The organism is Nakamurella sp. UYEF19 (assembly GCF_040546275.1).
Taxonomy (GTDB): domain Bacteria; phylum Actinomycetota; class Actinomycetes; order Mycobacteriales; family Nakamurellaceae; genus Nakamurella.
The window spans coordinates 338,538-361,117 of record NZ_JBEPNO010000003.1 but is presented as its reverse complement, the minus strand read 5'-3'; the positions used below and the strand labels follow the sequence as shown (position 1 = coordinate 361,117).

The 22,580-nt window shown below is 67.4% G+C and carries 25 protein-coding genes; 14 read left to right on the top strand and 11 right to left on the bottom strand.

Annotated elements, in window-relative coordinates:
• Positions 1-4: 4 nt before the first annotated feature.
• From ABIB25_RS07810 to ABIB25_RS07800, 3 genes are all read left to right on the top strand, one after another.
• Positions 5-691: a TrmH family RNA methyltransferase gene (locus tag ABIB25_RS07810; protein ID WP_354527860.1), complete on the top strand. Its 687-nt coding sequence runs from the start codon at positions 5-7 to the stop codon at positions 689-691.
• Positions 692-857: 166 nt separating this feature from the next.
• Positions 858-1,127, top strand: coding sequence for a hypothetical protein (locus tag ABIB25_RS07805; protein ID WP_354527859.1), 270 nt, complete (start codon positions 858-860; stop codon positions 1,125-1,127).
• Between the two features lie 19 nt (positions 1,128-1,146).
• A complete protein-coding gene (locus ABIB25_RS07800; RefSeq protein WP_354527858.1) occupies positions 1,147-1,422 on the top strand; it encodes a hypothetical protein in 276 nt (91 codons plus the stop codon).
• A 23-nt stretch (positions 1,423-1,445) separates the two neighbouring features.
• Here ABIB25_RS07800 and ABIB25_RS07795 read toward each other — a convergent pair whose 3' ends face one another.
• On the bottom strand, positions 1,446-2,105 hold the full coding sequence (locus tag ABIB25_RS07795) for a DedA family protein (RefSeq protein ID WP_354527857.1): 660 nt from the start codon (positions 2,103-2,105) through the stop codon (positions 1,446-1,448).
• 146 nt (positions 2,106-2,251) lie between these two features.
• Between ABIB25_RS07795 and ABIB25_RS07790 the strand changes: the two genes are divergently transcribed.
• Positions 2,252-3,658, top strand: coding sequence for an FAD-binding oxidoreductase (locus ABIB25_RS07790; protein ID WP_502919763.1), 1,407 nt, complete (start codon positions 2,252-2,254; stop codon positions 3,656-3,658).
• Positions 3,659-3,690: 32 nt separating this feature from the next.
• On the opposite strand, the gene ABIB25_RS07785 is transcribed toward ABIB25_RS07790, so the two are convergent.
• From ABIB25_RS07785 to ABIB25_RS07770, 4 genes are all read right to left on the bottom strand, one after another.
• Entirely contained in the window at positions 3,691-4,887 is a 1,197-nt protein-coding gene (locus ABIB25_RS07785; RefSeq protein ID WP_354527856.1) for a hypothetical protein, read from the bottom strand.
• Positions 4,884-5,450, bottom strand: a complete 567-nt coding sequence (locus tag ABIB25_RS07780; protein ID WP_354527855.1) for a sigma-70 family RNA polymerase sigma factor — start codon at positions 5,448-5,450, stop codon at positions 4,884-4,886. The genes ABIB25_RS07785 and ABIB25_RS07780 overlap by 4 nt, the downstream gene beginning before the upstream one ends.
• Before the next feature lie 95 nt (positions 5,451-5,545).
• The gene (locus ABIB25_RS07775) at positions 5,546-5,761 is read right to left on the bottom strand and encodes a hypothetical protein (RefSeq protein ID WP_354527854.1); all 216 of its coding nucleotides are present in this window, start codon (positions 5,759-5,761) and stop codon (positions 5,546-5,548) included.
• Positions 5,758-6,423 carry an RNA polymerase sigma factor gene (locus ABIB25_RS07770; protein WP_354527853.1) on the bottom strand — a complete coding sequence of 222 codons (666 nt, stop codon included), beginning with the start codon at positions 6,421-6,423 and terminating at the stop codon, positions 5,758-5,760. The genes ABIB25_RS07775 and ABIB25_RS07770 overlap by 4 nt, the downstream gene beginning before the upstream one ends.
• 416 nt (positions 6,424-6,839) lie before the next feature.
• Between ABIB25_RS07770 and ABIB25_RS07765 the strand changes: the two genes are divergently transcribed.
• From ABIB25_RS07765 to ABIB25_RS07750, 4 genes are all read left to right on the top strand, one after another.
• Positions 6,840-8,312, top strand: coding sequence for an ABC transporter substrate-binding protein (locus tag ABIB25_RS07765; RefSeq protein WP_354527852.1), 1,473 nt, complete (start codon positions 6,840-6,842; stop codon positions 8,310-8,312).
• Positions 8,313-8,570: 258 nt separating this feature from the next.
• On the top strand, positions 8,571-9,731 hold the full coding sequence (locus ABIB25_RS07760) for a carbohydrate ABC transporter permease (protein WP_354527851.1): 1,161 nt from the start codon (positions 8,571-8,573) through the stop codon (positions 9,729-9,731).
• Positions 9,728-10,678 carry a carbohydrate ABC transporter permease gene (locus ABIB25_RS07755; protein ID WP_354527850.1) on the top strand — a complete coding sequence of 317 codons (951 nt, stop codon included), beginning with the start codon at positions 9,728-9,730 and terminating at the stop codon, positions 10,676-10,678. Before ABIB25_RS07760 ends, ABIB25_RS07755 begins: the two co-directional genes overlap by 4 nt.
• A 4-nt stretch (positions 10,679-10,682) precedes the next feature.
• Positions 10,683-11,741 carry a LacI family DNA-binding transcriptional regulator gene (locus ABIB25_RS07750; RefSeq protein ID WP_354527849.1) on the top strand — a complete coding sequence of 353 codons (1,059 nt, stop codon included), beginning with the start codon at positions 10,683-10,685 and terminating at the stop codon, positions 11,739-11,741.
• On the opposite strand, the gene ABIB25_RS07745 is transcribed toward ABIB25_RS07750, so the two are convergent.
• Positions 11,734-13,005: an MFS transporter gene (locus tag ABIB25_RS07745; protein WP_354527848.1), complete on the bottom strand. Its 1,272-nt coding sequence runs from the start codon at positions 13,003-13,005 to the stop codon at positions 11,734-11,736. The genes ABIB25_RS07750 and ABIB25_RS07745 overlap by 8 nt on opposite strands.
• 182 nt (positions 13,006-13,187) lie before the next feature.
• Here ABIB25_RS07745 and fbaA point away from each other — a divergent pair, with 182 nt between their 5' ends.
• A complete protein-coding gene (fbaA, locus tag ABIB25_RS07740) occupies positions 13,188-14,222 on the top strand; it encodes a class II fructose-bisphosphate aldolase (protein WP_354527847.1) in 1,035 nt (344 codons plus the stop codon).
• Between the two features lie 36 nt (positions 14,223-14,258).
• Here the strand turns inward: fbaA and ABIB25_RS07735 are convergent, their stop codons facing one another.
• Positions 14,259-14,462 (bottom strand): hypothetical protein, encoded by a 204-nt coding sequence (locus ABIB25_RS07735; RefSeq protein WP_354527846.1) that lies wholly within the window; start codon positions 14,460-14,462, stop codon positions 14,259-14,261.
• A 78-nt stretch (positions 14,463-14,540) separates the two neighbouring features.
• Positions 14,541-15,422 (bottom strand): DMT family transporter, encoded by an 882-nt coding sequence (locus ABIB25_RS07730; RefSeq protein ID WP_354527845.1) that lies wholly within the window; start codon positions 15,420-15,422, stop codon positions 14,541-14,543.
• 550 nt (positions 15,423-15,972) lie between these two features.
• Between ABIB25_RS07730 and ABIB25_RS07725 the strand changes: the two genes are divergently transcribed.
• Positions 15,973-16,998 carry a transglycosylase family protein gene (locus ABIB25_RS07725; protein ID WP_354527844.1) on the top strand — a complete coding sequence of 342 codons (1,026 nt, stop codon included), beginning with the start codon at positions 15,973-15,975 and terminating at the stop codon, positions 16,996-16,998.
• 340 nt (positions 16,999-17,338) lie between these two features.
• On the opposite strand, the gene ABIB25_RS07720 is transcribed toward ABIB25_RS07725, so the two are convergent.
• Positions 17,339-18,136 (bottom strand): CPBP family intramembrane glutamic endopeptidase, encoded by a 798-nt coding sequence (locus tag ABIB25_RS07720; RefSeq protein ID WP_354527843.1) that lies wholly within the window; start codon positions 18,134-18,136, stop codon positions 17,339-17,341.
• 10 nt (positions 18,137-18,146) lie between these two features.
• On the bottom strand, positions 18,147-19,094 hold the full coding sequence (locus ABIB25_RS07715; protein WP_354527982.1) for an NAD(P)H-binding protein: 948 nt from the start codon (positions 19,092-19,094) through the stop codon (positions 18,147-18,149).
• A gap of 223 nt (positions 19,095-19,317) precedes the next feature.
• Here ABIB25_RS07715 and ABIB25_RS07710 point away from each other — a divergent pair, with 223 nt between their 5' ends.
• The 3 genes from ABIB25_RS07710 to ABIB25_RS07700 all read left to right on the top strand — a co-directional run bounded on the left by ABIB25_RS07710 (position 19,318) and on the right by ABIB25_RS07700 (position 20,444).
• Positions 19,318-19,617: a WXG100 family type VII secretion target gene (locus ABIB25_RS07710; RefSeq protein WP_354527842.1), complete on the top strand. Its 300-nt coding sequence runs from the start codon at positions 19,318-19,320 to the stop codon at positions 19,615-19,617.
• Entirely contained in the window at positions 19,617-19,904 is a 288-nt protein-coding gene (locus ABIB25_RS07705; RefSeq protein ID WP_354527841.1) for a hypothetical protein, read from the top strand. The genes ABIB25_RS07710 and ABIB25_RS07705 overlap by 1 nt, the downstream gene beginning before the upstream one ends.
• A gap of 132 nt (positions 19,905-20,036) precedes the next feature.
• The gene (locus ABIB25_RS07700) at positions 20,037-20,444 is read left to right on the top strand and encodes a DUF3151 domain-containing protein (protein ID WP_354527840.1); all 408 of its coding nucleotides are present in this window, start codon (positions 20,037-20,039) and stop codon (positions 20,442-20,444) included.
• A gap of 37 nt (positions 20,445-20,481) precedes the next feature.
• On the opposite strand, the gene ABIB25_RS07695 is transcribed toward ABIB25_RS07700, so the two are convergent.
• Positions 20,482-21,162: a hypothetical protein gene (locus ABIB25_RS07695; protein ID WP_354527839.1), complete on the bottom strand. Its 681-nt coding sequence runs from the start codon at positions 21,160-21,162 to the stop codon at positions 20,482-20,484.
• Between the two features lie 63 nt (positions 21,163-21,225).
• Here ABIB25_RS07695 and ABIB25_RS07690 point away from each other — a divergent pair, with 63 nt between their 5' ends.
• Entirely contained in the window at positions 21,226-22,518 is a 1,293-nt protein-coding gene (locus tag ABIB25_RS07690) for an adenylosuccinate synthase (protein ID WP_354527838.1), read from the top strand.
• Positions 22,519-22,580: the final 62 nt, after the last annotated feature.

Here is a 22,580-nt window from a genome sequence, read left to right as displayed (position 1 = left end):
CCGCGTGCCTGGTGCGTCTCGGGAGACGGCACGGCCCGACGATCCGGACGAGGCCGGCCCCACCGAGTGGACCGCCGTCCCCGAAGTCGGCGTCGGGCCACATCCGGAGCCGTGGCCGCTGGACGGGAAGTACGACCCGGAGCTCCTCGCGGCCGGCGATCGACGCAACGTCGTCGACGCCTATCGGTACTGGCGCCGGGAGGCGATCGTCGCCGACCTCGATCTCCGTCGCCACCCCTTCGAGGTGGCCATCGAGAACTTCGGCCACGACCACAACATCGGCACCGTGGTCCGCACTGCCAACGCCTTCGCGGCCGCGCGCGTGCACATCGTCGGTCGGCGGCGGTGGAACCGGCGCGGCGCGATGGTCACCGATCGCTACCAACACCTGGAGCACCAGGCCGACATCGCCGGCCTGGCGGAGCACGCCGCCCGCAGCGGACTGGTGGTGGTCGCCGTCGACAACGTGCCGGGTTCGGTGGCGATCGAGACGGTCGAGCTGCCCCGGAAATGCCTGCTGCTCTTCGGATCCGAGTCCGAAGGGTTGACGTCCGAGGCGAAAGCCCTTGCGGTGATGACGGTGTCGATCGCCCAGTTCGGCTCGACGCGTTCGATCAACGCGGGTGTCGCGGCCGGGATTGCGATGCACGCCTGGGTCCGGCAGCATGCCGACCTCGACCGCTCCTGGTGAGGCAGCTGGCCTGGTGAGGCAGCTGGCCCGGTGAGGCAGCTGGCCCGGTGAGGCAGCTGGCCCGGTGAGGCAGCTGGCCTGCTGAGGTCGGCGGGCGTCAGGCAGACGCGGCGTGATTCGCGGCGGGCTCACGCCCGCAACAGGTCCGGGACGATAGATTTCCCCGGTGAACCTCGACGTCTCGACCATCAAGAGCACCGCCATGTGGGTGCTCATCGCGATCGCCGTCATCGGGCTGGTACTGGCGATCATCATCAAGAAGATCATCGGCAAGATCATCACGTTGGTGCTGGCCGCCGTCATCGTCTTCTTCGGCTGGCAGCAGCGGTCCAAGGTCGTCGACTTCGCCAACAGCTCCGCCAAGAGTGCGCAGAGTTCCGTCTGCTCCTCGCATCCCAAGTTCTTCGGGATCGACGTCACCTACCCGGGCTGCTGACCGCCGGCCCCGCGCAGACGTGAACGTCGACACCGCCGTCACCTGGCTGACCTGGCTGCTGGCCGGCGTCGGCGCCATCGGGGTGGTGCTGCTGGTCTTCGTCAGACGGTGGGCCGGCCGGCTGGTGGTGATCGGCATCGCGGCTCTACTGCTGGTGGTGTTCTTCGCCGTCCGTCAGCAGATCTCGTCCATCGCCGTCGACAACCCGGCGCCGCTCTGCAACGGCGGCGTCAGCTACTTCGGCGTCCAGCTCACCGGCCCCGACGTGCTCTGCACGAAATTCCGGCTGCCGTAGGCATTCTTCGTCGCGAGCCTCGGTCAGGTGGTCTTGGTGGTGCGCCGGCGGGAGCGCAGGTGCATCAGGGCGGGAACCGCCGAGACCAGCACCACCACGACGACGGCGCCGATCAGGATGACGTCCACGTTGTCGGCGATGAACGGGATCTGTCCCAGGAAGTAGCCGGCGACCGTCACGCCTGCCACCCAGATCACACCACCGATGGCGGAGTAGACCGTGTAGACGCGGGTGTTCATCTTCGACGCCCCGGCCATCACGGTGGCCACGGTGCGGACGACCGGAACGAAACGGGCCAGGATGACGGCAACCTTGCCGTACTTCTCGAAGAACGCGGCCGACTTCTCCACGTACTCCTTCTTGAAAAATTTTGCGTTCGGCCGGTCGAAGACCAGCGGCCCGGCCTTGTAGCCGATGGCGTAGCCGACCATGTTCCCGACGAACGCCGCCACCACCAGAATCACGATGGCCACGAAGATGTTGACGTGGAAGGTGCCCTTCGCGACCAGCAAACCGGAGATGAACAGCAGCGTGTCGCCGGGCAGGAAGAACCCGATGAGGATGCCGCACTCGGCGAAGATGATGAGGGCGATGCCCAGCAGGGCCCACGAACCCATCGAGTTGACGAGGCCCTCGGCGTTCAGCCAGGACGGGAGGACGCTGGCAAGTTCGGTGGGATTCACCGGGATGACGATACCGGGCCCAATCTGGGAATTCTGTGAGTTCGCTGGGGTCCGGCCATGATCGATGCCGCAGGTAGCGGCCGATCCAGCGAACGATTGACGGTGCCCGACAAGGGCTGCGGAGCCTTCAGGACTACCGTTGTTCCATGACGATGATCGAGACGGAAATCACGACGATCCTTCCCGAGCTGCGGGCCGCGCTGAGCCCGGAGCGGGTGATCGCCGACCCGGACGTGACCATCTCCTACAGCCGCGACATGATGCCGCTGGCGCCCAGCGGTCGTCCGCTCGCGGTGGTGCTTCCCCTGAATACCGCCGAGGTGGCCGAGGTGGTGCGAATCTGTGCAGCGGCCGGCGTGCCGATCGTTCCGCGGGGGGCCGGGTCCGGTCTGACGGGCGCCGCCAACGCCGTCGACGGTGCCGTCACGATGGTGATGACGAAGATGAACTCCATCCTGGAGATCGACGAGCCGAACCGGCTGGCGGTGGTGCAGCCCGGTGTGGTGAACCTCGACCTCCGCAAGGCGGTGGAATCCCGCGGCCTGTTCTACGCCCCGGACCCGTCCTCCTACGACTGGTGCACCATCGGCGGCAACCTCTCCACCAACGCCGGCGGGCTGTGCTGCGTCAAGTACGGGGTGACGACCGACGCCGTCCTCGGGTTGGAGGTGGTCCTGGCTTCTGGCGAGATCCTGCGGACCGGCCGCCGGACGGTCAAGGGAGTCGCCGGCTACGACCTGACCAAGCTGTTCGTCGGGTCCGAGGGGACCCTGTGCATCATCACCGAGGCCACTCTCGCGCTGCGGCCCAAGCCGGCCGCCCCGGTGACGCTGGTGGCGGCGTTCGCCAGTGCCGAGGACGCCGGCGATGCGGTGTCGGGGGCCGTCGCGGCCGGTCTGGTGCCGTCGCTGCTGGAGATCATGGACGCCACCTGCATCAAGGCGGTCGAGGCGAAGACCGGCGTGGAACTGCTCGGCGGCGGCGAGACGCCGGCGGCGATCCTGCTGGGCCAGTCCGATGCCGGCGGCGCGGCGGGCCGGACGGAGATGGATCTGCTGGAGCAGGTCTGCCTGGGTGCCAGAGCCACCTTCGCCTACGTCACCGCGGATCTCGCCGAGGGACGGATGTTGTTGCAGGCCAGGCGGGATGTGCTCCCGTCGCTCGAACTGCTGGGCACCTGGCTGACCGACGACGTGAGCGTGCCGCGGACGCAGATCGCCGCCCTGATCGCCGCCTGCGAGGCCATCTCGGAGGAGGTTGGCCTGACCATCGGCGTCGTCGGTCACGCCGGCGACGGCAACATGCACCCGACGATCGTCTACGACGCGTCGGACGCCGTGCAGACGCAGGCCGCCGAGCGGGCCTTCGGCCTGATGCTCGACGCCGGCCGGGCGCTCGGTGGCACCGTCACCGGCGAGCACGGCATCGGCCGCATCAAGCAGGGCTTCCTGGCCGCCGAGATCGGGGAGCTCGGAATCGACGTGCACCGCAAGATCAAGAACGCTCTCGACCCGCAGGGCCTTTTCAACCCGGGCTCGATGTTCCGGTCCTAGCCCCGCGTGCCGGAGAGAGCCGCGGGGAGACGTCATCGTCCTGAGCTGACCGACGGATCAACCCGCACCGACGCCGCCAGTGTCGCGATGTCCAGGTCCGCCAATTTCTCGACCTGCTGACCCGAGACGAGGACACCGAGTCCACGGTCGAGGAGCAGGCTGCCGTCCTTCGGGCCGGTGCCGACCTGCACGCTCATCCCGTCGACATCCACCATCTGGTTGCTGCCTGTTTCCCTAGCGCTCAGGCCCTTCCCGGGATAGACAGCGGCATTGAGGCACGCCGAGATCGCACCGCTGGAGAAGATGTCGTTGGTCCCGACAGGGCACAGGTAGATGGATGCGCTGTCCAGCGCGCCCGCGTGACCGAGCTCCTGGATGCCCTCGGCCGTGTAACCGGGCAGGCTGACCCCGACGACGACGTGCCGGGCGAAGACGGTGGGCCGTTCGAGCAGGCCGGCTGCGAAGGCGAGCAGGGTCTTGTCGTCCTGCCCACCGACCCAGGCATGGGCGAATCGGCCGTCCGTCAACTCCCAGGTGAGCCAGCGATCGCCGCCGAAGATACCCACCCACGCCGTATCCGAACGGTGGGTGAGCGTTGCCGCATGCCCGGCGACAGAGACCGACGTGGTCGACGCCACGGCCGTGGTCGAAACCCGTTGTGGCGCAGGCACTGACGGGGAACCGGCGATGGATTGGGCCGAGCTGGACGCGCCCTGTCCGTTGCCCGGGATGGCTTCGGTCGCATTGATCACGTACCCGCGTTCCACCGGGGTGCCTCCGGGAGTCTGGAGAGACCCGAGATCCGGTGCAGCCGAGGACTTCGGACCGGCGGCGAAGGTCCAGGCGACGAACAGGCCGGAATCGTCGAGCTGCCAGAAGACGGTGTCATCGGCGGCCGGGGGGTCCACGGTGGGGGCCACCGGCGACACCACCTGGCCGTCATCGCTGAAGGGCGTCAACGTCGAGCCCTGTGGGATGACGACGGGACGCCCGTGCTGCTGCCACTCGGGAGTGGCGGCAGCCGGGCTGGAGCTGAGGCCGATCTTGCCGGCAATGCTGATACCGCCTGCGATGACGATGACGGCCACGGCCGTTGCGAGCAGCGCGACCACTCTGACCCGCTTCTGCCGCCGGGCGAAACCGACCCCGACTGCAGCGCGGATGGAGGCGGAATCCGGTGGGTCCGCTGCCATCTCGTGTAGTTCCTCGTCCAAGCCCGGGTACGTCATGACTCCTCCGCAGACATCGTTGGGTGGCTGGTAGTGGCCTTCGAGCCGGTGTGGCTGATGGGCCGGGTGTGTTCGGCGCCGGGCATCTGGTTCCTCGGGGCCGATCGAAGACTGGTGAATCCGCGGGAGATGTAGGTGCGCACGGCCCCGGCCGAACAGGACAGCAGCTCCGCAATCTCTGCGTCCGGCAGGTCCAGGTAGTGGCGCAGCACGATGGCGGCGCGCTCCTGTCGCGGTAGCGACCCGAGCAGCGTGTGCAGTTCGGACCGGTCTTCGACGCGGCCGACTGCCGCGCTGTTCACCATCTGCGGCAACGACTCCGGGCTGGTGGTCCGGAACATCCTGGCCGCCCAGGATCGGCGTTCCTCCAGGAACTGGTTCGTCACCATCCGTCGGACATAGGCCAGCGGCCGGTCCATCTGGCCGATCCGCCGCCAGTGCACCTGCACCTTGATCAGCGACTCCGCCAGCGTGTCGTGGGCCTGCTGTCGATCCCCCGTGAGCACTCGGGCGTACCGCCCGAGACCATCGAGTTCGTTGTCGAGGAATTCTTCGAACGTCATCGAGCCCCCTTCTGCGTTGAAGGCTTCATCAATCCTTCGTGTCATGCAGAGAATGAAGCTCGAGCCACTTTTGTAGCGTCGCGGCCGGAAGGTTTTCAGGTCAGCAGGCTGATCAGTCCGACCGTGGTTCCGGCGAGCAGGCCGACGATCGCCGCGATCAGCAGAATCTGCACCACCGTGAGGGACGGTCGGCGGCCGACGGCTCCGGACGGTTCCCGCGATTCCTTCCCACCGCCGGCCATGGCCCGGAGTGCCTGGGTCAGCACCCGTTCCGGGTCCGGCCCCTGGCCGGACGGGTCGGGTGGGGTCACCGCGCCCTCATGATGTCGCCCAGCTTGGCGACGGCGCGGCTGGCGGTCGACTTCACGGTGCCCTTGGAGAGCCCGGTGGCCTCGGCGATCTCTGCCTCGGACAGCCCGCCGTAGTACCGGAGCACCAGCACCTCGCGCTGCCGGGGGGCGAGGTCGCCGAGGGCCGAGACGACGGCCTGGTGTTCGGCGGTCAGCAGCGCCAGGGACTCGGCCGACCGTGCCGTGCCCGGGTGCGGAGGCACGTAGGCGCGTGCCGTCCGGCGCCGGCGGAGCATCGATCGGGACCCGTTGACGACGGCCGTCCGCAGATAGCCGATGGCCGCGGCGTTGTCCCGCAGTCCTGCCCAGTTGCGGAACAGCCCGGCGAAGGCCTCCTGGACGACGTCCTCGGCGCTGGCCTGATCGTCCACCAGCAGGATGGCGAGCCGCACCATGCCCATCCGGTGAGTGCGGTAGATGTCGTCGATCGTCACGTCGGCGTTGACCGGTCGTGCGGCGAGCGCAGGCGTCGGAGTGGCGCCCGGCAGGGTCGAGGTGGGGCCAGCGGCCGGACTTCCGGCCGGACCGGTGGGCATCGGGACGGCGTAGTCGGGGTTCAGCTGCGCGAGCGTGCCGAGGGTTCGCTCCACCGCGGACTCGGTCCACTGGTCGTCCGCCGTCATCGCCTCTGACTCCTTCGGAAGGCGCCGATGAACGGCGCTGTCGTCCTCACCCGCGACGGGCGCCGCGTTGTGCAGTTCGATCCTGACACGGCGGGAGTGCCCCGGTGCAGGGTTCGGGTGAGCAACGCTTGATCGCTCTGGGCCGTCAGGCCCCTTTCGGGGTTGTTCCCGCAGGTCAATCGGGCACACTCACGCCCGATTCATAGCTGGTTCATGTCCGATTTCAGCATGAGCCGCGACCAAAACGTGATCCGTCATTCTCTTGGGTTACGCAATCGTTACGGGCGGATCACCACCTGGGCTTGCAAACCGGCGTTGAAAACGCTTTCATTGCCCTTGTTGTGAGCACCCTCACATCGACTTTCCCCCAAGAAACGGAGGTCGGCCGAGTGTCACGTACGTCGGCTAACAAGGCGATGGTCACCATCGCAGGCATCAGCGCACTAGCGTTGATCATCACCGCATGTGGTAGCAGCAGCAGCACGGCGCCTGCCGCCAGCAGCACCCCCAGCACGTCGGCCCCGGCGGTCTCCGCGCCCTCCAGCGCGGCTCCAGCTACCAGCGCAGCGCCTGGTTCGTCCACCGCCCCCACCTCGAGCAGCACTGGCAGCGGCCCGGCCGTTGCTGGTGACGACGCGACGTACTGCGACACGATCAAGAAGGACTGGCCGAACATCACCGGCAAGCAGGTCAGCATCTATGCCGGTATTTCCGGTGACGAGGGCAAGCAGCTGGAGGCGTCCTGGAAGGACTTCACCACCTGCACCGGCGCTACGGTCACCTACAAGGCCGACAAGAACTTCGAACAGCAGATCGTGGTCCAGGCCAAGTCCGGCAACGCCCCGAACCTCGCGTTTGTCCCGCAGCCCGGCCTGCTGGCCACCCTGGTCGCGACCGGCAAGGTCGTCGAGGCTCCCGCTCAGGTCGGCGCCAACGTCGACAAGTACTGGGACAAGGGTTGGAAGACCTACGGCACCGTCGGTGGCAAGTTCTACGCGGCCCCGCTGGGCGCCAGCGTGAAGTCGCTGGTCTGGTACTCGCCGAAGATGTTCAAGGCCAAGGGCTACACGGTTCCCACCACCTGGGCCGAGATGATCGCCCTGTCGGACAAGATCGCCGCTGATCCCGATGGCATCAAGCCGTGGTGTGCCGGAGTCGAGTCCGGTGTCGCCACCGGCTGGACGGCCACTGACTGGCTCGAGGAGGTCGTCCTGCGTCAGGCCGGCCCCGACGTCTACGACCAGTGGGTCGCCCACAAGGTCAAGTTCTCCGATCCGCCCATCGCCAAGGCCCTCGCCACGGTCGCCACGGTCTGGAAGAACGAGAAGTACGTGAACGCCGGTATCGGTGACGGATCCGTCGCCTCCATCGCCACCACCAACTTCGCTGACGGCGGCCTCCCGATCCAGGGCGGCAAGTGCTACATGCACCAGCAGGCCTCGTTCTACGAGACCAACTTCAAGGGCACCCCTGACGTCTCGGAGAACGGCGACATCTTCGCCTTCTACCTCCCGGCCATGGGCGACCAGTTCGGCAAGCCGGTCGAGGTCGCGGGCGAGTTCGTCGCTGCCTTCTCCAGCAACCCCGAGGTGCAGGCGTTCCAGTACTACCTGACCACCTCGCACTGGGCCAACAACCAGTCGAAGAACTCCAAGTCGCGCATCTCGGCCAACAAGGGCCTGGACATCAAGAACGTGGCTGATCCGATCAACAAGCTGTCGGTCTCGATCATCCAGGACCCGAAGACGGTCTCCCGCTTCGACGCCTCCGACCTGATGCCGGCCGCCGTCGGCTCCGGTGCCGAGTGGAAGCAGCTGACCAACTGGATCACCGGTACCGATGACGCCAGCGTCCTCTCCCAGATCGATTCGGCCTGGCCGACCAGCTGACGCTGATCGACCGGTCCAGATCATGCACGACGGCGAGTCAGAGTTGACGAGCCAGTAGGCCACAGGCAGGCGCACCCGACCACAACTGGGTGCGCCTGCCTGCGGTTTCGCAGATCGATCCGATCCCCAACCGCAGCTCTTCAGGGCGTCCGCTGGACAAATTCTGGTGGGGCCCCGATTCAATTCCATGGAATCTTGATTGGAGGAACGTTGAGTACTTCAACACCTACCCGGACGGATGGGCAGCCTCCGGCATTCGTGCCGGAACAGAACCGTCCCGCTCGGGTGATGGGCTGGCTGACGCCGGTCGTCTGGTTCGTCGTCGCGTTCATCATCGGTGTCATCGTCTGGTCCGGAACGAGTACGACGAGCGGCGACGGCAAGGGTTTCCTCTACAACACCGGCCAGCAGTTCACCCACGGCTGGTTCGTGGAGATGATCTTCCACCCCACCTCGGTGGCTCAGAAGATCGTGGTGATGTTCCTGGTCATCATCCTGTTCGTGGCGGTGATGGGTCTGATCCTCTGGCTCGTGGATCATGCCCGGGTACCCAACGGCACAGTCGTCGCAGGTTTCCTCGGACCGGCGGTGGCGGCCCTCGCCGGCGGGTTGCTCTACCCGGCCATCAGCACGATCATCGCCTCGTTCCGCAAGGTCGACGCGGCAGGTAATCCGGCCGGTTTCAACGGTTTGGCGAACTACACCCACTTCTTCAACGCGGCCAACGCACCGATCTTCTACAACACGATTGCCTGGATCATCGTGGTTCCGGTGTTCGCCACGGTGTTCGGGCTCGTGTACGCGGTGCTCGTCGACCGCACCCGGTTCGAGGCTGCGGCGAAGGCTCTCATCTTCCTGCCGACCGCCATCTCGCTGGTGGCCGCAGCAGTCATGTGGCGCTACGTCTACTACCAGCCCACCACCCAGGGCAACGGGCAGGTCGGCCTGCTCAACTCGATCTTCAGCGCCTTCGGTGGTACTCCGCAGAACTGGCTGATCAAGTTCCCGGTCAGCACGGGCGCGATGATCGTCGTGATGATCTGGATCCAGGCCGGTCTGGCCATGACGCTGCTGTCCGCCGCCATCAAGGCGGTGCCGGATGACATCGTCGAAGCTGCACAGATCGACGGGGCCACCGGTATGCGGCTGTTCCGCAGCATCACCATCCCGACCATCCGGCCGACCCTGGTCGTGGTCATCACGACCATCGCCATCGCCTCCCTCAAGACGTTCGATCTGGTGAACGTCATGGGCAACGGCATCACCAAGAACGACATCCTGGCCAGCGCCTTCTACTCCAACATCGCGAGCAACCAGCCCGGCCTGGCCGGTGCTCTCGCCGTGATGATCTTCATCCTGGTGTCGCCGGTGATCGTGTTCAACGTTCGACAGATGAAGAAGGCGGACGACAACCGATGACGACCATCACCCCCATCCTCGTCAATCCGGAACCGGAGCTCACCGGGCGCAAGCTCAAGGCACAGCTACGGGCCGCCGACGCCAAGACCAAGCTCACCTCGCCGTGGGCCTCCGGTCTGGCCATCGTGATCGCGATCGCCTGGACCGTGCCGACCATCGGACTGCTCGTCAACTCGGTGCGTGGGCCGGCCACGGTCAACGGGAACCCGGCCGCCGCCAGCATCACCAGTGGCTGGTGGCACTTCTTCAAGGGTTCGTCGTTCACCTTCAGCAACTACTCGAATGCCTGGACGGGCAACGGGAACACCTCGCCGCTGTCGAGCTATCTGCTCAACAGCATCGTGGTGACCCTGCCGGCGGTGTTCATCCCGATCGCGTTGGCCCTGCTGGCCGCCTACGCCTTCGCCTGGATCGACTTCAAGGGCAAGAATTTTCTCTTCGTCGCGATCTTCGCCATGCAGATCGTTCCGATCCAGGTGGCCCTGATTCCCCTGAACACGATCTACACCAAGTTCGGGCTCAACGCCGGATTCTGGTCGATCTGGTTGTCGCACACCATCTTCGGTCTGCCGCTGGCCATCTTCCTGCTGCACAACTTCATGAAGGAGATTCCGGCGTCCCTCATCGAGGCTGCGCGGGTCGACGGTGCCGGACACGTCAGGATCTTCATCCAGGTGCTGATGCCGTTGCTGGTCCCGGCCATTGCCTCGTTCGGCATCTTCCAGTTCCTGTGGGTCTGGAACGATCTACTGGTGGCGCTGACCTTCTCGAGCGACAACACGGCTCCGATCACCAAGGGCATCCAGGGTCTGACGACGCAGTTCCAGTCGTCGGCCGACGTCATCCCGGCGGCCGCGATCATCGCCATGATCGTTCCGCTTGCTGTGTTCCTCGGCCTGCAGCGCTTCTTCGTCCGCGGTCTGCTCGCGGGCAGCGTCAAGGGCTGATCCGATGGCCGACAGCGGGCTGGCCCCGATGATCGGCATCGTCGAAGTAGCAGCACTGGCCGGCGTCTCGCCGGCAACGGTGTCACGGGCACTCCGGGGTCTCCCCGGGGTGTCCGTGACGACCCGGGAAAATGTGGCCAGAGCCGCCGAGTCGCTCGGCTACGTCGCCTCGCCCTCGGCGGCGGCGCTGACCACCGGACGCACCTGCGCGATCGGGGTGCTCGCCCCGTGGATCTCCCGTTGGTTCTTCAGCGCTGTCATCGAGGGTGCCCAGGAAGTGGTGGGGGAGCAGGGTTACGACACCCTGCTGTACCCGTTGGGTGCGAACGCCGGGCCGGTGGCCAAGGTGGTGGTCAACACCAGGGCCCTCCACAAGCGGGTCGACGGCGTGCTCGGCCTCAACGTGCCGCTCGGTCTCGAGCCGCTGTCGTTGAACGACCTGCGCATCCCGCTCGTCACCGTCGGATCGATGCTGCCGGGTGTCTCCGGAGTGCTGGTCGACGACGTGGAGGTTGGGTACTCCGCAACCACCCACCTGATGGCCATCGGTCACCGGCGGATCGCCTTCCTCGGTCGGGATCCCGACGACATGTACGGATTCACCGTCGCCGCAGACCGTGAACGCGGTTACGTGAAAGCCTTGCGAGAGCAGAGGATCTCCGTCGATCCCGCGCTGATCGGCGTCACCGGGTTCGCCATCGAGGCCGGGGAGCAGGCCCTGATGAAGTTGTGGGCCGCGTGCGGTAACCAACTTGCCCGGATGCCCACCGCGGTCTTCGCCGTCTCCGACGAGGTCGCCATGGGCGTGATCTACGCAGCCCGTCGGCTGTCGATCCGGATCCCCGAGGACCTGTCCGTCATCGGCGTGGACAACCACGACATGTCGTACCTCTTCGACCTGACGACCATCGGTCAGCCGGTCCGGGAGCAGGGGCGTATTGCCGCGTTGATGCTGCTGGACCACGTGCGCACATCTGAACCGTCGGCACCCAAGGTGGTGCGGATGAACCCGGGCCTGATCGTGCGCGCAACCACCGGTCCGCCACGGGTTCCGATCAGCTGACGAGGACCTTCTGGGCCTTCAGCGGCGCGAGGGCCGAGTTGCGCCGGCGGTCCCGCAGCAGCGAGTACGACACCATGACGGCACCGGACGAGGCCAGCAGCACCCCGACCCACATCGTGCCGGTCAGGCCGAACCCGGCCTTGATGACGTAGGCGCCGCCGGCCGCACCGATCGCGTTGGCCACGTTGAACGCGCCCTGGTTGGCGGCGGACACCATGCTGCCGCCGGTACCGGCCGCCTCGATGATCCGGTTCTGGACGATGGGGCCGAGGGCGAACGCGACGGTCCCGAAGGCCACCAGGGTGATGGTGGCGGTGACCGAGTTGTGCGACGTGATGGTGAACAACGCGAGCAGCAACGCGACGACGGCCAATCCCACGGCGACGGCCTTCATGCCCCAGCGGTCGCCGGCCCAGCCACCCAGCAGGGCGCCGGCGGTGGTGCCGAGTCCGAAGAACACCAGGACCAGGGTGACGCCGTTCTCGCTGACACCGGCCAGATCCGTCATGATCGGGCTGATGTAGCTGTAGACGGCGAACAGTGAACCGAAGCCGATGGTCGTCACGCCGAGCCCGAACCACACCGATCGGCGTCGGAAGGCGCCGAGTTCGGCGCGCAGGTCGATGCGGATGTCGTCGTCGGGGAGCCAGGCGCGCACCGCGACCATCGTCAGGACGCCGATCACCGCGATGACGGCGAAGACGATCCGCCAGCCGAAGTGCTGACCGAGCCAGGTGGCACCCGGTACCCCGACGACGTTGGAGATGGTCAGGCCCAGGAACATCAAAGAGATTGCCCTGGTTGCCCTCTCGGGTGCCACGGTGCGACGGGCGGCAATGGCGCCGACGCCGAAGAACGACCCGTGGGCCAGTGCGGTGATCACCCGGGCCGCCATCAGTACCCCGTAGGACGGGGCCACCGAGGAGAGCGCATTCCCGACGATGAACACCCCCATCAGGCCGATGAGGGTCTGCCGGGTGGTCCACCTGCTGGACAGTGCGGTGAGCGTCGGAGCGCCGAGCATCACGCCGATCGCGTAGGCGGTGATGAGCAGGCCGACAGCCGGAATGGTGACGTCGAGGCCCGCGGCGATCTGCGGGAGCAGACCGATGACGGCGAATTCGGTGCTGCCGATGGCGAAGGCGCCGATGGCGAGTGCGACGAGGACGCGGGGCATTGCGGTCTCCTGGTGCTGACAGGTCTGATCGTGTGAGCTGGACGGACGCTGCCGATGGGGCCTGATGCTGCTGCCGGCGTGGCGCACCGTCCGTGGGACCGCGATGTCCGACCCTGATTGTGCGCCTGTCGAAGCATCTTGTCGAATCGTTTCGATAGATCGGCGCAACGTCGGGCATCGCCGACGGACCTGTCCCGGTAGGCGATAATCAGCCCGCAGATCAGACCACCAGGCGCAGGCCGTCCGGCCGCTGCCCCGAAAGGATCCTCATGCCCCTCGCAACTCCCGAGACCTACGCCGCCATGCTCCAGCGGGCCAAGGACGGCGGCTATGCCTACCCCGCGATCAACATCACCTCCTCGGAGACCATCAACGGCGCCATCAAGGGCTTCGCCGACGCCGGCAGCGACGGCATCATCCAGGTCTCCACCGGTGGCGGCGAGTTCGCCTCGGGCACGTCCGTCAAGGACATGGTCGTCGGCGCCGTGGCGCTGGCCGAGTTCGCCGCCGTGGTGGCCGCCCGGTACGACGTCACCGTCGCCCTGCACACCGACCACTGCCCGAAGGACAAGCTCGACACCTTCGTCAGGCCGCTGCTGGCCATTTCTGCAGAGAGGGTCAAGAACGGCGGGCTCCCGCTGTTCCAGTCCCACATGTGGGACGGGTCGGCCGTGCCGCTCGACGAGAACCTCGTCGTGGCCAAGGAACTCCTGGAATTGACCAAGGCGGCCAACGTCATCCTCGAGATCGAGGTCGGCGTGGTCGGTGGCGAGGAGGACGGCGTCGCGCACGAGATCAACGACAAGCTCTACACCTCGCCCGACGACTTCATCGCGACCGTCGAGGCGCTGGGTGCCCCGGAGGCGAACAACTACATCGTGGCCGCGACCTTCGGCAACGTGCACGGCGTCTACAAGCCGGGCGGGGTCAAGCTGCGCCCGTCCGTCCTGAAGGAGGGCCAGGACGCGCTGGCCGCGCACCTCGGCCTGGCCGCCGGCTCCAAGCCGTTCGCCCTGGTCTTCCACGGTGGATCCGGTTCGTCCGCGGAGGAGATCGCCGAGGCCGTCTCCTACGGCGTCGTCAAGATGAACATCGACACCGACACCCAGTACGCCTTCACCCGTCCGCTCGTCGGCCACTTCTTCCAGAACTACGACGGCGTGCTGAAGATCGACGGCGAGGTCGGCAACAAGAAGGCGTATGACCCGCGTTCGTACCTGAAGCTGGGGGAGGCCGGCCTGGCCGCCCGGGTGGTCGAGGCCTGCCAGCAGCTCGGCTCGGCCGGCACCTCCACAGGCAAGTAGGTCCCCCTGGTGGCACCTGACGGTCATTGATGGCCGTCAGGTGCCGGCAGCACCGGTCGGAGCCACCATGACGAACGTTCCGGTGAACGCCCCGATCACCGCAACCGCGGCTCCGGGCAGCGGGATCCGGATGGCCTTGCCGTCGCCCCGGCCGTAGCCGCCGAGGCCGATGGAACTGCCCCAGCCCCAGCGCTCCCCGCCTCCCGTGATGGCGTCGGCCCGTCGACCGGAATGCAGCAATCGTCGCCGCCGGCGGCAGCCCGGGCACCAGTGCGGGGGTGGGTGAGGGCCCGTCCGCGATCGAACCCATGGGAAACCTCAGCAGGGAACGGGTTCCGCGGTGGAACTCCGGGTCCGGGTCTTCGCGGTCGCGAGCACCGATCCCAGGATGACGAGCGGGAAGCCGATCGCCACCCCCACGGTGAACTTCTCGCCCAGCACGAGTACGCCGAGGCAGATGGCGACGGCCGGGTTGATGTAGGTGATCACCGTGGCGCGTGCCGGTCCGGCCTCGGCGATCAGCGCGAAGAAGACCAGGAAAGCGACCGCGGTGCACACCACGGCGAGCCCGACGACCGACCATCCGGCTGCGGCCGAGACGTGGTCCGGACGCAACCACACCGCGAACGGTGCGAACACCACGGTCGCGACGACCAGCGAGGCGGTGACGACCCCCATGGGTGGTAGGTCGGCCAGCTTGCGGTTGATGATGATCGGGCCGATCGCGTAGCCGATGGCCGTCAGCATCACCGCGCCGACGGATGCCAGGTCGTCGAGGTGGACGTCCAGACCCACCAGGGTGACGACGCCGGCCAGGCCGACCCCGAGGCCGATCAGCCGCCTCGCGTCGAACCGGTCCCGGCCGAGGGTGACGAGGACGACCGCGGCGATCAGCGGGACGACGGCCAGCAGCAGGCCGGCGGTGGAGCTCGTCAGGCGGGTCTCGGCATGTCCGAGCAGCCACCACGGGCCGATGATCTCGACGGCTGTGTAGAGGAGGAGCCACCTCCAGCGGGCGACGACCGGACCCAGCGCTCGCTGTCGGAGGGCAATCGGGAGCAGGATCAGCGCAGCCAGGAAGGTGCGGCCGAAGGCGACGACCACCGGATCGAGTTCGGTGACGGCCACCTTGATCATCAGGTAGGGCACACCCCAGATCAGGCTCAAGGCGGCAAAGAGGACCCAGCCACGCCGCGTCATGACGCCTTCCTTCCTGCAGGGGATTCGTCGGAAACGGTAGTCCATCCGACGGTCCGACGGCCAGCAAGATTTTCTGCCGCATATCGTCCGGTCGGACTGTCTGATCGCCGGTGAACGCTGCGTTTCCGGGCGGGCCCCGGCCTGGCGAACGAAGAATGACACGTTTGTGATTTCAAGAATCTGTGCGTGTCCTGCGTGGGATGGATGACTCATTGCGGGAACATTGGGTTTGCTGGGTGTCTTGTGACTTGTGGGACTGGTGAACTACGGTGAGGCGGTACTCCGTTTGGGGTACCCGCCGGTGGTCGTGGCTCCCCGCTCCGCATACCCCGGCGTCGGGTCAGGTCTTCACGGAGGTCGAGCGGGGGCGCGGTCGACGGCGGTGTCGTGCAAGGGGAAGAGGCATCGCCGCGATGCATACGAGCAGGGCGTAGTCGGCTGACCGGTACCTTCGGCCAACCGATGACAGCAACCCGGAAACGGGCTGAATCCGCCCTGTCCGGATGCGTCGCATCTCGATGCGTTCGTGCGGCCGGACTGGGACACACCCGTGCGCAGAGCGCTGGCTTTCGGCACCATCGTGGCGGCGATCTTCGCCGGCATCACCGTCTTCGCGTCCGGCTCGGCCGCCGCGGACCCGTCGGCCTCGGACTGGGCCTCGTTGCGCCAGTGTGAATCCGGCGGCGACTACAGCATCAACACCGGCAACGGCTACTACGGGGCGTACCAGTTCGACCTGTCGACCTGGCAGTCGGTTGGCGGATCCGGCTCGCCGGCGGACGCCAATGCCTCCGAGCAGGACTACCGGGCGCTCTACCTCTACCGCATGCGCGGCTGGGGACCATGGGTGTGTGCGTCCCTGGCCGGGTTGAGCGAGGACTCCAGTGCCAGCTCGGGCGTGGTGCCGACCCGCGCCGACAGTGCCTACATCAGCGGGGGCGGCACCAGCACCTACACCCCGGTTCCGACCAGCTCCTGCAACGTCGGCACGTCGAACCCGCCGGCCTGGGGCGGCAAGAACTTCGCCCTCGGCACCACCTACCGCGGGCTCGTCTGCTGGCAGAAGCAGATGGCCGGCCGCGGCTACAACTTCACCGGCACCGGCTACTTCGGGTCGCACACGCTGGTCGCCTTGCACGAACTGCAGAGCAGGTACGGCATCCCGCAGAGCAACATCATCGACGCCCGCACCTGGGCTGCGGCCTGGGGGCAGACCACAGCGCCGGCCCCGACGAAGCCCAAGCCCACCGCCCCGAAGCCCACGACGCCGAAGCCGACCACGCCGCCGGCGTCATCCGAGGGGGTCTGGCCCGGCCTGACCACGGCGGCTTGCCATGTGGGGGCCAAGAAGGCTCCGGCCTGGCCGCAGGAGTCCTTCACCATGGGCGCCTACGACAGGAACCTGGCCTGTTGGCAGATGCAGATGGGCCACCGCGGGTACGACCTGAAGGGTGTCGGCTACTACGGTGCCAGAACGCTGGCGGCCGCCAAGAACATCCAGAACCGCAACAAGCTCGGCGGCACCGGTCTGATCGGTCCGAAGACCTGGAAGTTGGCCTGGGAAGGCAAGGTCTGACGAGTGTCCTCCGTCACAGTTTGATCACCGTGAGTGATAGATGGCGGGCAATCAACAAATTCTTGGGATCCACCGAAGAAACTGCCCTGGATCGGTAACATCTTTTACTGCTAGGGCGACGAACTAGAAGTATCCGCCGAGCAGGCGCTCCAGACGCCCGTTCTCCACCCCATGCCCGGGAGGAGAACGGAGCCCGAGAGGCCCAAGTCATGCCGACTTGGGCCTCTCTGCTGTCCGGAGCCAGGTCGGATCCCTTGACCTTTTGATTACCCTTCGTAGCGCCACCGCCATGCCGGACGAACTCGGCAGGTCGGGGCGCCCTTGCACTGCTGCCGGCTTGTCAGGCGAAGAGCGGTGGCAGCGCGAAGAACATCACCAGTGACCAGGTGACGTGGGTGAGGATCGGCGCCAGGATTCCACCGGTCGCCCGCCTCTCGAGCCCCAGGACGAGCCCGAGGGTCAAGGCGGCGAAGACCAGCATGAAGTTGCCGGTGGCCAGCGTGGCCAGGGTGTAGACGATCGTCGAGATGAGCACCGGGCGCTTCCGCCCGATCGCCGCGAACAACGCTCCGCGGAAGAAGACTTCCTCGGCGACACCGTTCAGCAGCGCGATCAGCAGTACGACCGGGGTCGAGCCGAAGCGAGCGTGGGCGAGCACGGAGTTGACCAGGCGATGGACCGGCCCGATGTCGCGGACGATCAGCGCGCCGACGACGAAGACGGCACCGGCCGCCAGACCCAGCAGGACGGGAACGACGATGGGGCGCCGAATCCCACGCGGCGAGCCCTCCCAGCCCAGGTGGAGCGGGCCGGAGGCGAACCCGCCGGCCACCCAGAGGGCCGCCAGACCCAGGGTCAGCGGGTAGAACGCCGGATCGGCGGGTCGCACCGACAGCGAGATGCCGAGCAGGGTCGCGCCGAGCACCACCACCACGGCCACCACGATCCGCCGACGCCGGAAGGCCGCGTCGCTCTGCTGGTGGTCACGGTCGATCTTGTCGATCAGCGCGGGCCTGAACAGGCGCCCGACGCGACTGTCGGCGAGCCTGCTCCACGTCGGCACGTGCCCGACTCCCCCGGAAGCCTGCGCGCCTGCTGACCGCACGGATCGAGCGTCGGCCGGCTGATCCGCCGTCATCGGATCTGCGTCATTCGGCGGCAGCCTTGCTGTTCTCCTCGGCCGCGTCGGCCTGGGCCTGGGCCTCGGCGGCGGCGGCACGGTCGGCCAGGGCGAGACGGACGGCCTCGTCGTAGCCCATCGGCTCGCCGGGGATCAGCTCGCGAATGGCATCGCCGTCCCGCACCACCACCTCGTTCGTCATCGAGTCGATGAGGTTCCGGCTGGTCTCGAAGTCGACGTCGGTCACCAGGGTCAACCAGCCCGACGAAAGTCGCGGGGTCAGCAGCGGCACGATGAAGAGCGGCAGCGCCCGCTTGTTCTGGATCACGGCCGCGCGCTTGAGCATGTCGACGTACCTCAGGATCTCGGGCCCACCGATGTCGTAGACCCTGCCCTTGGCCTCCGGCGCCTGCAGGACGCCGACGAGATACCGGATGACGTCGGGCAGTGCGATGGGCTGCGTGCGGGTCTTCACCCAGCGCGGCGCGACCATGATCGGCAGGTGCTTGACCAGCTGTCGGGTGATCTCCCACGAGATCCCGCCGTGGCCGACGACCACCGCGGCGCGTAGGACCGTGACGGGAACGCCCGCCTCGCCGAGCAGATCCTCGACCTGACGGCGGGACTGCAGGTGGGCCGACAACTTCTCGTCCTCCGCACCGAGCCCGCCCAGGTAGATGATCCGCTGGACGCCGGCTGCCGCAGCGGCGGTACCGAAGGCCCTGGCCGCTTCGGCGTCCTTCTCGACGAAGTCGCCGGAGTCCAGGGAGTGCACCAGGTAGTAGGCGGCATCGATGCCCGCGAGCACCGGCGGCAGGGTGTCAGGGTCGGACACGTCGGCGGCCACCGGGTCGCCGACGCCGGTGTACTTCTCCGGGGTGCGGGTCATCGCACGGACCTCGTAACCCGCCTCGAGCAGGGCCGGGCACAGCTTCGAGCCGATGAATCCGGATGCGCCGGTGACCAGAACGCGCAGCGCCATGGGAGACCTTTCGGTTGTGAGGGGTCGAGCGTTTCAGGTCCGAGTTGTCCACATGCCCCAAACCATCCACATTTCTCGATGGCTTCTTTCCCGACCGGGGTGGGTGGCGAAACGATGTCCTGCATCACCGCAGTTCCACTGTATTTCGATCGGTGTCCCGACAACTGCATTCCGACAGTTGTGGTTCGACAGCTATGTTTCCGAGAGGACTTGCGACATGGACGGCATCACCATCAGCACCGAACGCATCACCGCGGCAGGCGCGGGAGTGACGGACGTCGGCACCCTGCTGGCCGGGGAGATCTCGACCATGACGGATCTGCTGGCCCAGATCCGATCGGGCTGGCAGTCCGACTCGGCGGCGCCCCAGTTCGCGACGGCCATGCACGGTTACCTGGACCAGGCCACCCAGCTCAAGAACGCACTGCTCGGCCACGGCGCCGGCCTTGTCACCACCGGGCATCGGTTCGCCGAGGCCGAAGGCAGTCTGGCCGAGGGTCTGCGGGGGCTCCGCTGATGTCGACGATCAGGGCGAACTACTCGGTGATGTCCTCCGGCCAGGACGGACTGGTGGCAACCTGGGGCCGCATCGAGACCCACCTCGGTCAGCTCGATTCTGCGGTGGGGGCCACGGCGGACATGGACGCGCAGGCACTCACGTCGTTCAAGCTGCTGAAGGCCAACTGGGAGGCGGCGGCCGTCGACCGCCAGCTGGTGCTCCGTAGCCTCGCCGAGGCGGTGGGCAATGCCAGGACCTACTACCAGCAGGTGGACCGCTCGCTGGCGGCGCAGTTCCAGATCTGACGCACGGGTTCCGGGCCCGGCAGGCACGGGTTCCGGATCCGGCGGGGGCGTTTTCGGATCCAGCAGGCGGCGTTTTCGGATCCAGCAGGCGGCGATGCGAGGTCCGGAGGCGGATACCGGCAGGATGGGGGGATGAATGGACCGAACCTGCTGGGACCGCCCCCGGTCACCCTGCCCGTCGACCCTGCCGACGCCGATCTGGCTGCCGGGCAATCCGCCGAGTCGGTGGCCCGCAACCACCCGACGTCGAGTCTGGTGTGGGCCGAACTGGCCGAGGCCGCCCTCGATCGCGGGGACGACGTCGCCGGCTACGCGTTCGCCAGGGTGGGCTACCACCGCGGGCTGGATCAGTTGCGTCGTAACGGGTGGAAGGGCGCGGGTCCGGTGCCCTGGTCGCACGTGCCCAACCGCGGGTTCCTCCGGGCGCTGGCGGCGTTGGGCCAGGCCGCCGCCCTGTTCGAGGAAACCGACGAGGTCGCCCGGATCACTGCATTCCTGCTCGACGCCGACCGCAACATCCCGGCGGACATGCTGCCCTGACCCGGTCGGTGACAGCACGCCGCTCTGGTCGACGCGGTCACAGCACTCCGCGCACCAGCCGGAGCGGTTCGGTGTGCTTGTAGAAGGTCCAGCGGTTCATCGGCCGGTCGTAGGTCACACCGTCCCGCAGCACCGTCGCGGGGGCGGTGCCGATCGACACCGCCCGACCCTGGACGGCGGTGGGACGCCGTCCGAAACCGAGAATCCGGCGGGGTACGACCGTGACGGACAGGCCCTTGGTGGTGTGCGGCTCGACCAGCACCTGCGCCGCCGACCCCTGGAGGACCCGCTTCTCGTCGACGTAGACCGTGCCGCGGACGTCCAGCAGTCCGCCGAGACCGACCAGGACGCCGCCGACGTCGTCCCGCACCACCGGCACCAGGTCCGGGTCGCCGGCGATCGCCAGTTTCACCGCCGCCGATCCCAGCGGCAAGGACCACAGTTCGGTCACGGACGTCGAACGGTCGGTGGCGAACCCGACGATCACCTTTCCGAGCAGTTCGCGCCGCATCAGCCGCAGGACGACGGCGGCGAGGTCGGTGTCATCACCGAGCACCACGATGCGCCCGGCCAGCATAGGGTCGATGCCCTTGTCGGGCCGCGGCCCGACGAACTCCACAGCGAGGTCGCCGCATCGGCCGAGGGCCGCGCGAACGGTCGGATCTGCCAGTGCTGCCGCCCGGTCGGGCCGACAGCAGAGCACGAGGATCGATTCCACCCACTACCCTTCCCCTGGCGGCTGCCGCACGTGGCCGGCCGATGAGATTCAAGGGAGTGTGTCATGTCGGTGATGGTCCTGATCGGCGCCCAGTGGGGCGACGAGGGCAAGGGGAAGGCGACCGACCTCTACGGCGAGCGGGTCAACTGGGTCGTCCGCTATCAGGGCGGCAACAACGCCGGCCACACCGTCGTCCTGCCGGACGGGCAGAAATTCGCCCTCCACCTGATCCCCTCGGGAATTCTCACCCCGGGCGTCAGCAATGTCATCGGCAACGGTGTGGTGATCGATCCCGGTGTCCTGCTGACCGAACTCGGCGGCTTGGACGAGCGGAATGTCGACACCAGCCGGCTATTCATCTCGGCAGACGCGCATTTGATCATGCCGTACCACGTGGCCATCGACAAGGTCTCCGAGCGCTACCTGGGCAAGGCCAAGATCGGCACCACCGGCCGCGGCATCGGCCCGGCCTACCAGGACAAGGTCGCCCGCCTCGGCGTGCGCGTGCAGGATCTGCTCGACCCGTCGATCCTGGCGCAGAAGGTCGAGGCGGCGCTGGACATCAAGAACCAGATCCTCGTGAAGATCTACAACCGCAAGGGTTTGGACGCCGGCCGCATCGTCGACACCGTGCTCGAGCAGGCGGAGGCCTTCAAGCACCGGATCTCCGACACCCGCCTGGAGCTCGGCGAGGCCGTCCGGCGCGGCGAGCACATCCTGTTGGAGGGTTCCCAGGGCACCCTGCTGGACGTCGATCACGGCACCTACCCGTATGTGACGTCCTCGAACCCGACCGCGGGCGGCGCGGCCGTCGGGTCAGGACTCGGTCCGACGTCCATCACCTCGGTCCTCGGCATCCTCAAGGCGTACACGACCAGGGTCGGTTCGGGGCCGTTCCCGACCGAGCTCGAGGACCAGTGGGGCGAGTACCTGCGCAAGACCGGCGGCGAGATCGGCGTCACCACCGGGCGTCTCCGTCGCTGCGGCTGGTTCGACGCCGTCATCGCGCGGTACGCGACCAGGGTCAACGGCATCACCGACTACTTCCTGACGAAGCTGGACGTGCTGTCGTCGCTGGAGACCGTGCCGATCTGCGTGGCCTACGACGTCGACGGCCAGCGTCACGACGAGATGCCCCTCACCCAGACCGGCTTCCACCACGCCACGCCCATCTACGAGGAGATGCCCGGCTGGTTCGAGGACATCTCGCACTGCCGCTCGTTCTCCGAGCTCCCGGCCAATGCGCAGGCCTACGTGAACCGGGTGGAGGAGCTGTCCCAGGCCAGGGTCTCGGCCATCGGGGTCGGCCCCGGACGGGACCAGACCATCGTCGTGCACGACGTGCTGGCCGGCTGACGTCCGCCGGCTGGCGGCTGACGTCCGCCGGCTGGCGGCTGACGTCCGCTGGCTGGCGGCTG

What these genes read in the sequence shown, in the direction of transcription:
- ABIB25_RS07785 (WP_354527856.1), bottom strand. Translation starts at nt 4,887, where the DNA reads ATGACGTACCCGGGCTTGGACGAGGAACTACACGAGATGGCAGCGGAC.
- ABIB25_RS07720 (WP_354527843.1), bottom strand. Translation starts at nt 18,136, where the DNA reads ATGACGGCGGATCAGCCGGCCGACGCTCGATCCGTGCGGTCAGCAGGC.
- ABIB25_RS07700 (WP_354527840.1), top strand. Translation starts at nt 20,037, where the DNA reads ATGAATGGACCGAACCTGCTGGGACCGCCCCCGGTCACCCTGCCCGTC.
- ABIB25_RS07765 (WP_354527852.1), top strand. Translation starts at nt 6,840, where the DNA reads ATGGTCACCATCGCAGGCATCAGCGCACTAGCGTTGATCATCACCGCA.
- ABIB25_RS07790 (WP_502919763.1), top strand. Translation starts at nt 2,252, where the DNA reads ATGACGATGATCGAGACGGAAATCACGACGATCCTTCCCGAGCTGCGG.
- fbaA (WP_354527847.1), top strand. Translation starts at nt 13,188, where the DNA reads ATGCCCCTCGCAACTCCCGAGACCTACGCCGCCATGCTCCAGCGGGCC.
- ABIB25_RS07770 (WP_354527853.1), bottom strand. Translation starts at nt 6,423, where the DNA reads ATGACGGCGGACGACCAGTGGACCGAGTCCGCGGTGGAGCGAACCCTC.
- ABIB25_RS07730 (WP_354527845.1), bottom strand. Translation starts at nt 15,422, where the DNA reads ATGACGCGGCGTGGCTGGGTCCTCTTTGCCGCCTTGAGCCTGATCTGG.
- ABIB25_RS07780 (WP_354527855.1), bottom strand. Translation starts at nt 5,450, where the DNA reads ATGACGTTCGAAGAATTCCTCGACAACGAACTCGATGGTCTCGGGCGG.
- ABIB25_RS07750 (WP_354527849.1), top strand. Translation starts at nt 10,683, where the DNA reads ATGGCCGACAGCGGGCTGGCCCCGATGATCGGCATCGTCGAAGTAGCA.
- ABIB25_RS07705 (WP_354527841.1), top strand. Translation starts at nt 19,617, where the DNA reads ATGTCGACGATCAGGGCGAACTACTCGGTGATGTCCTCCGGCCAGGAC.
- ABIB25_RS07690 (WP_354527838.1), top strand. Translation starts at nt 21,226, where the DNA reads ATGTCGGTGATGGTCCTGATCGGCGCCCAGTGGGGCGACGAGGGCAAG.
- ABIB25_RS07755 (WP_354527850.1), top strand. Translation starts at nt 9,728, where the DNA reads ATGACGACCATCACCCCCATCCTCGTCAATCCGGAACCGGAGCTCACC.
- ABIB25_RS07710 (WP_354527842.1), top strand. Translation starts at nt 19,318, where the DNA reads ATGGACGGCATCACCATCAGCACCGAACGCATCACCGCGGCAGGCGCG.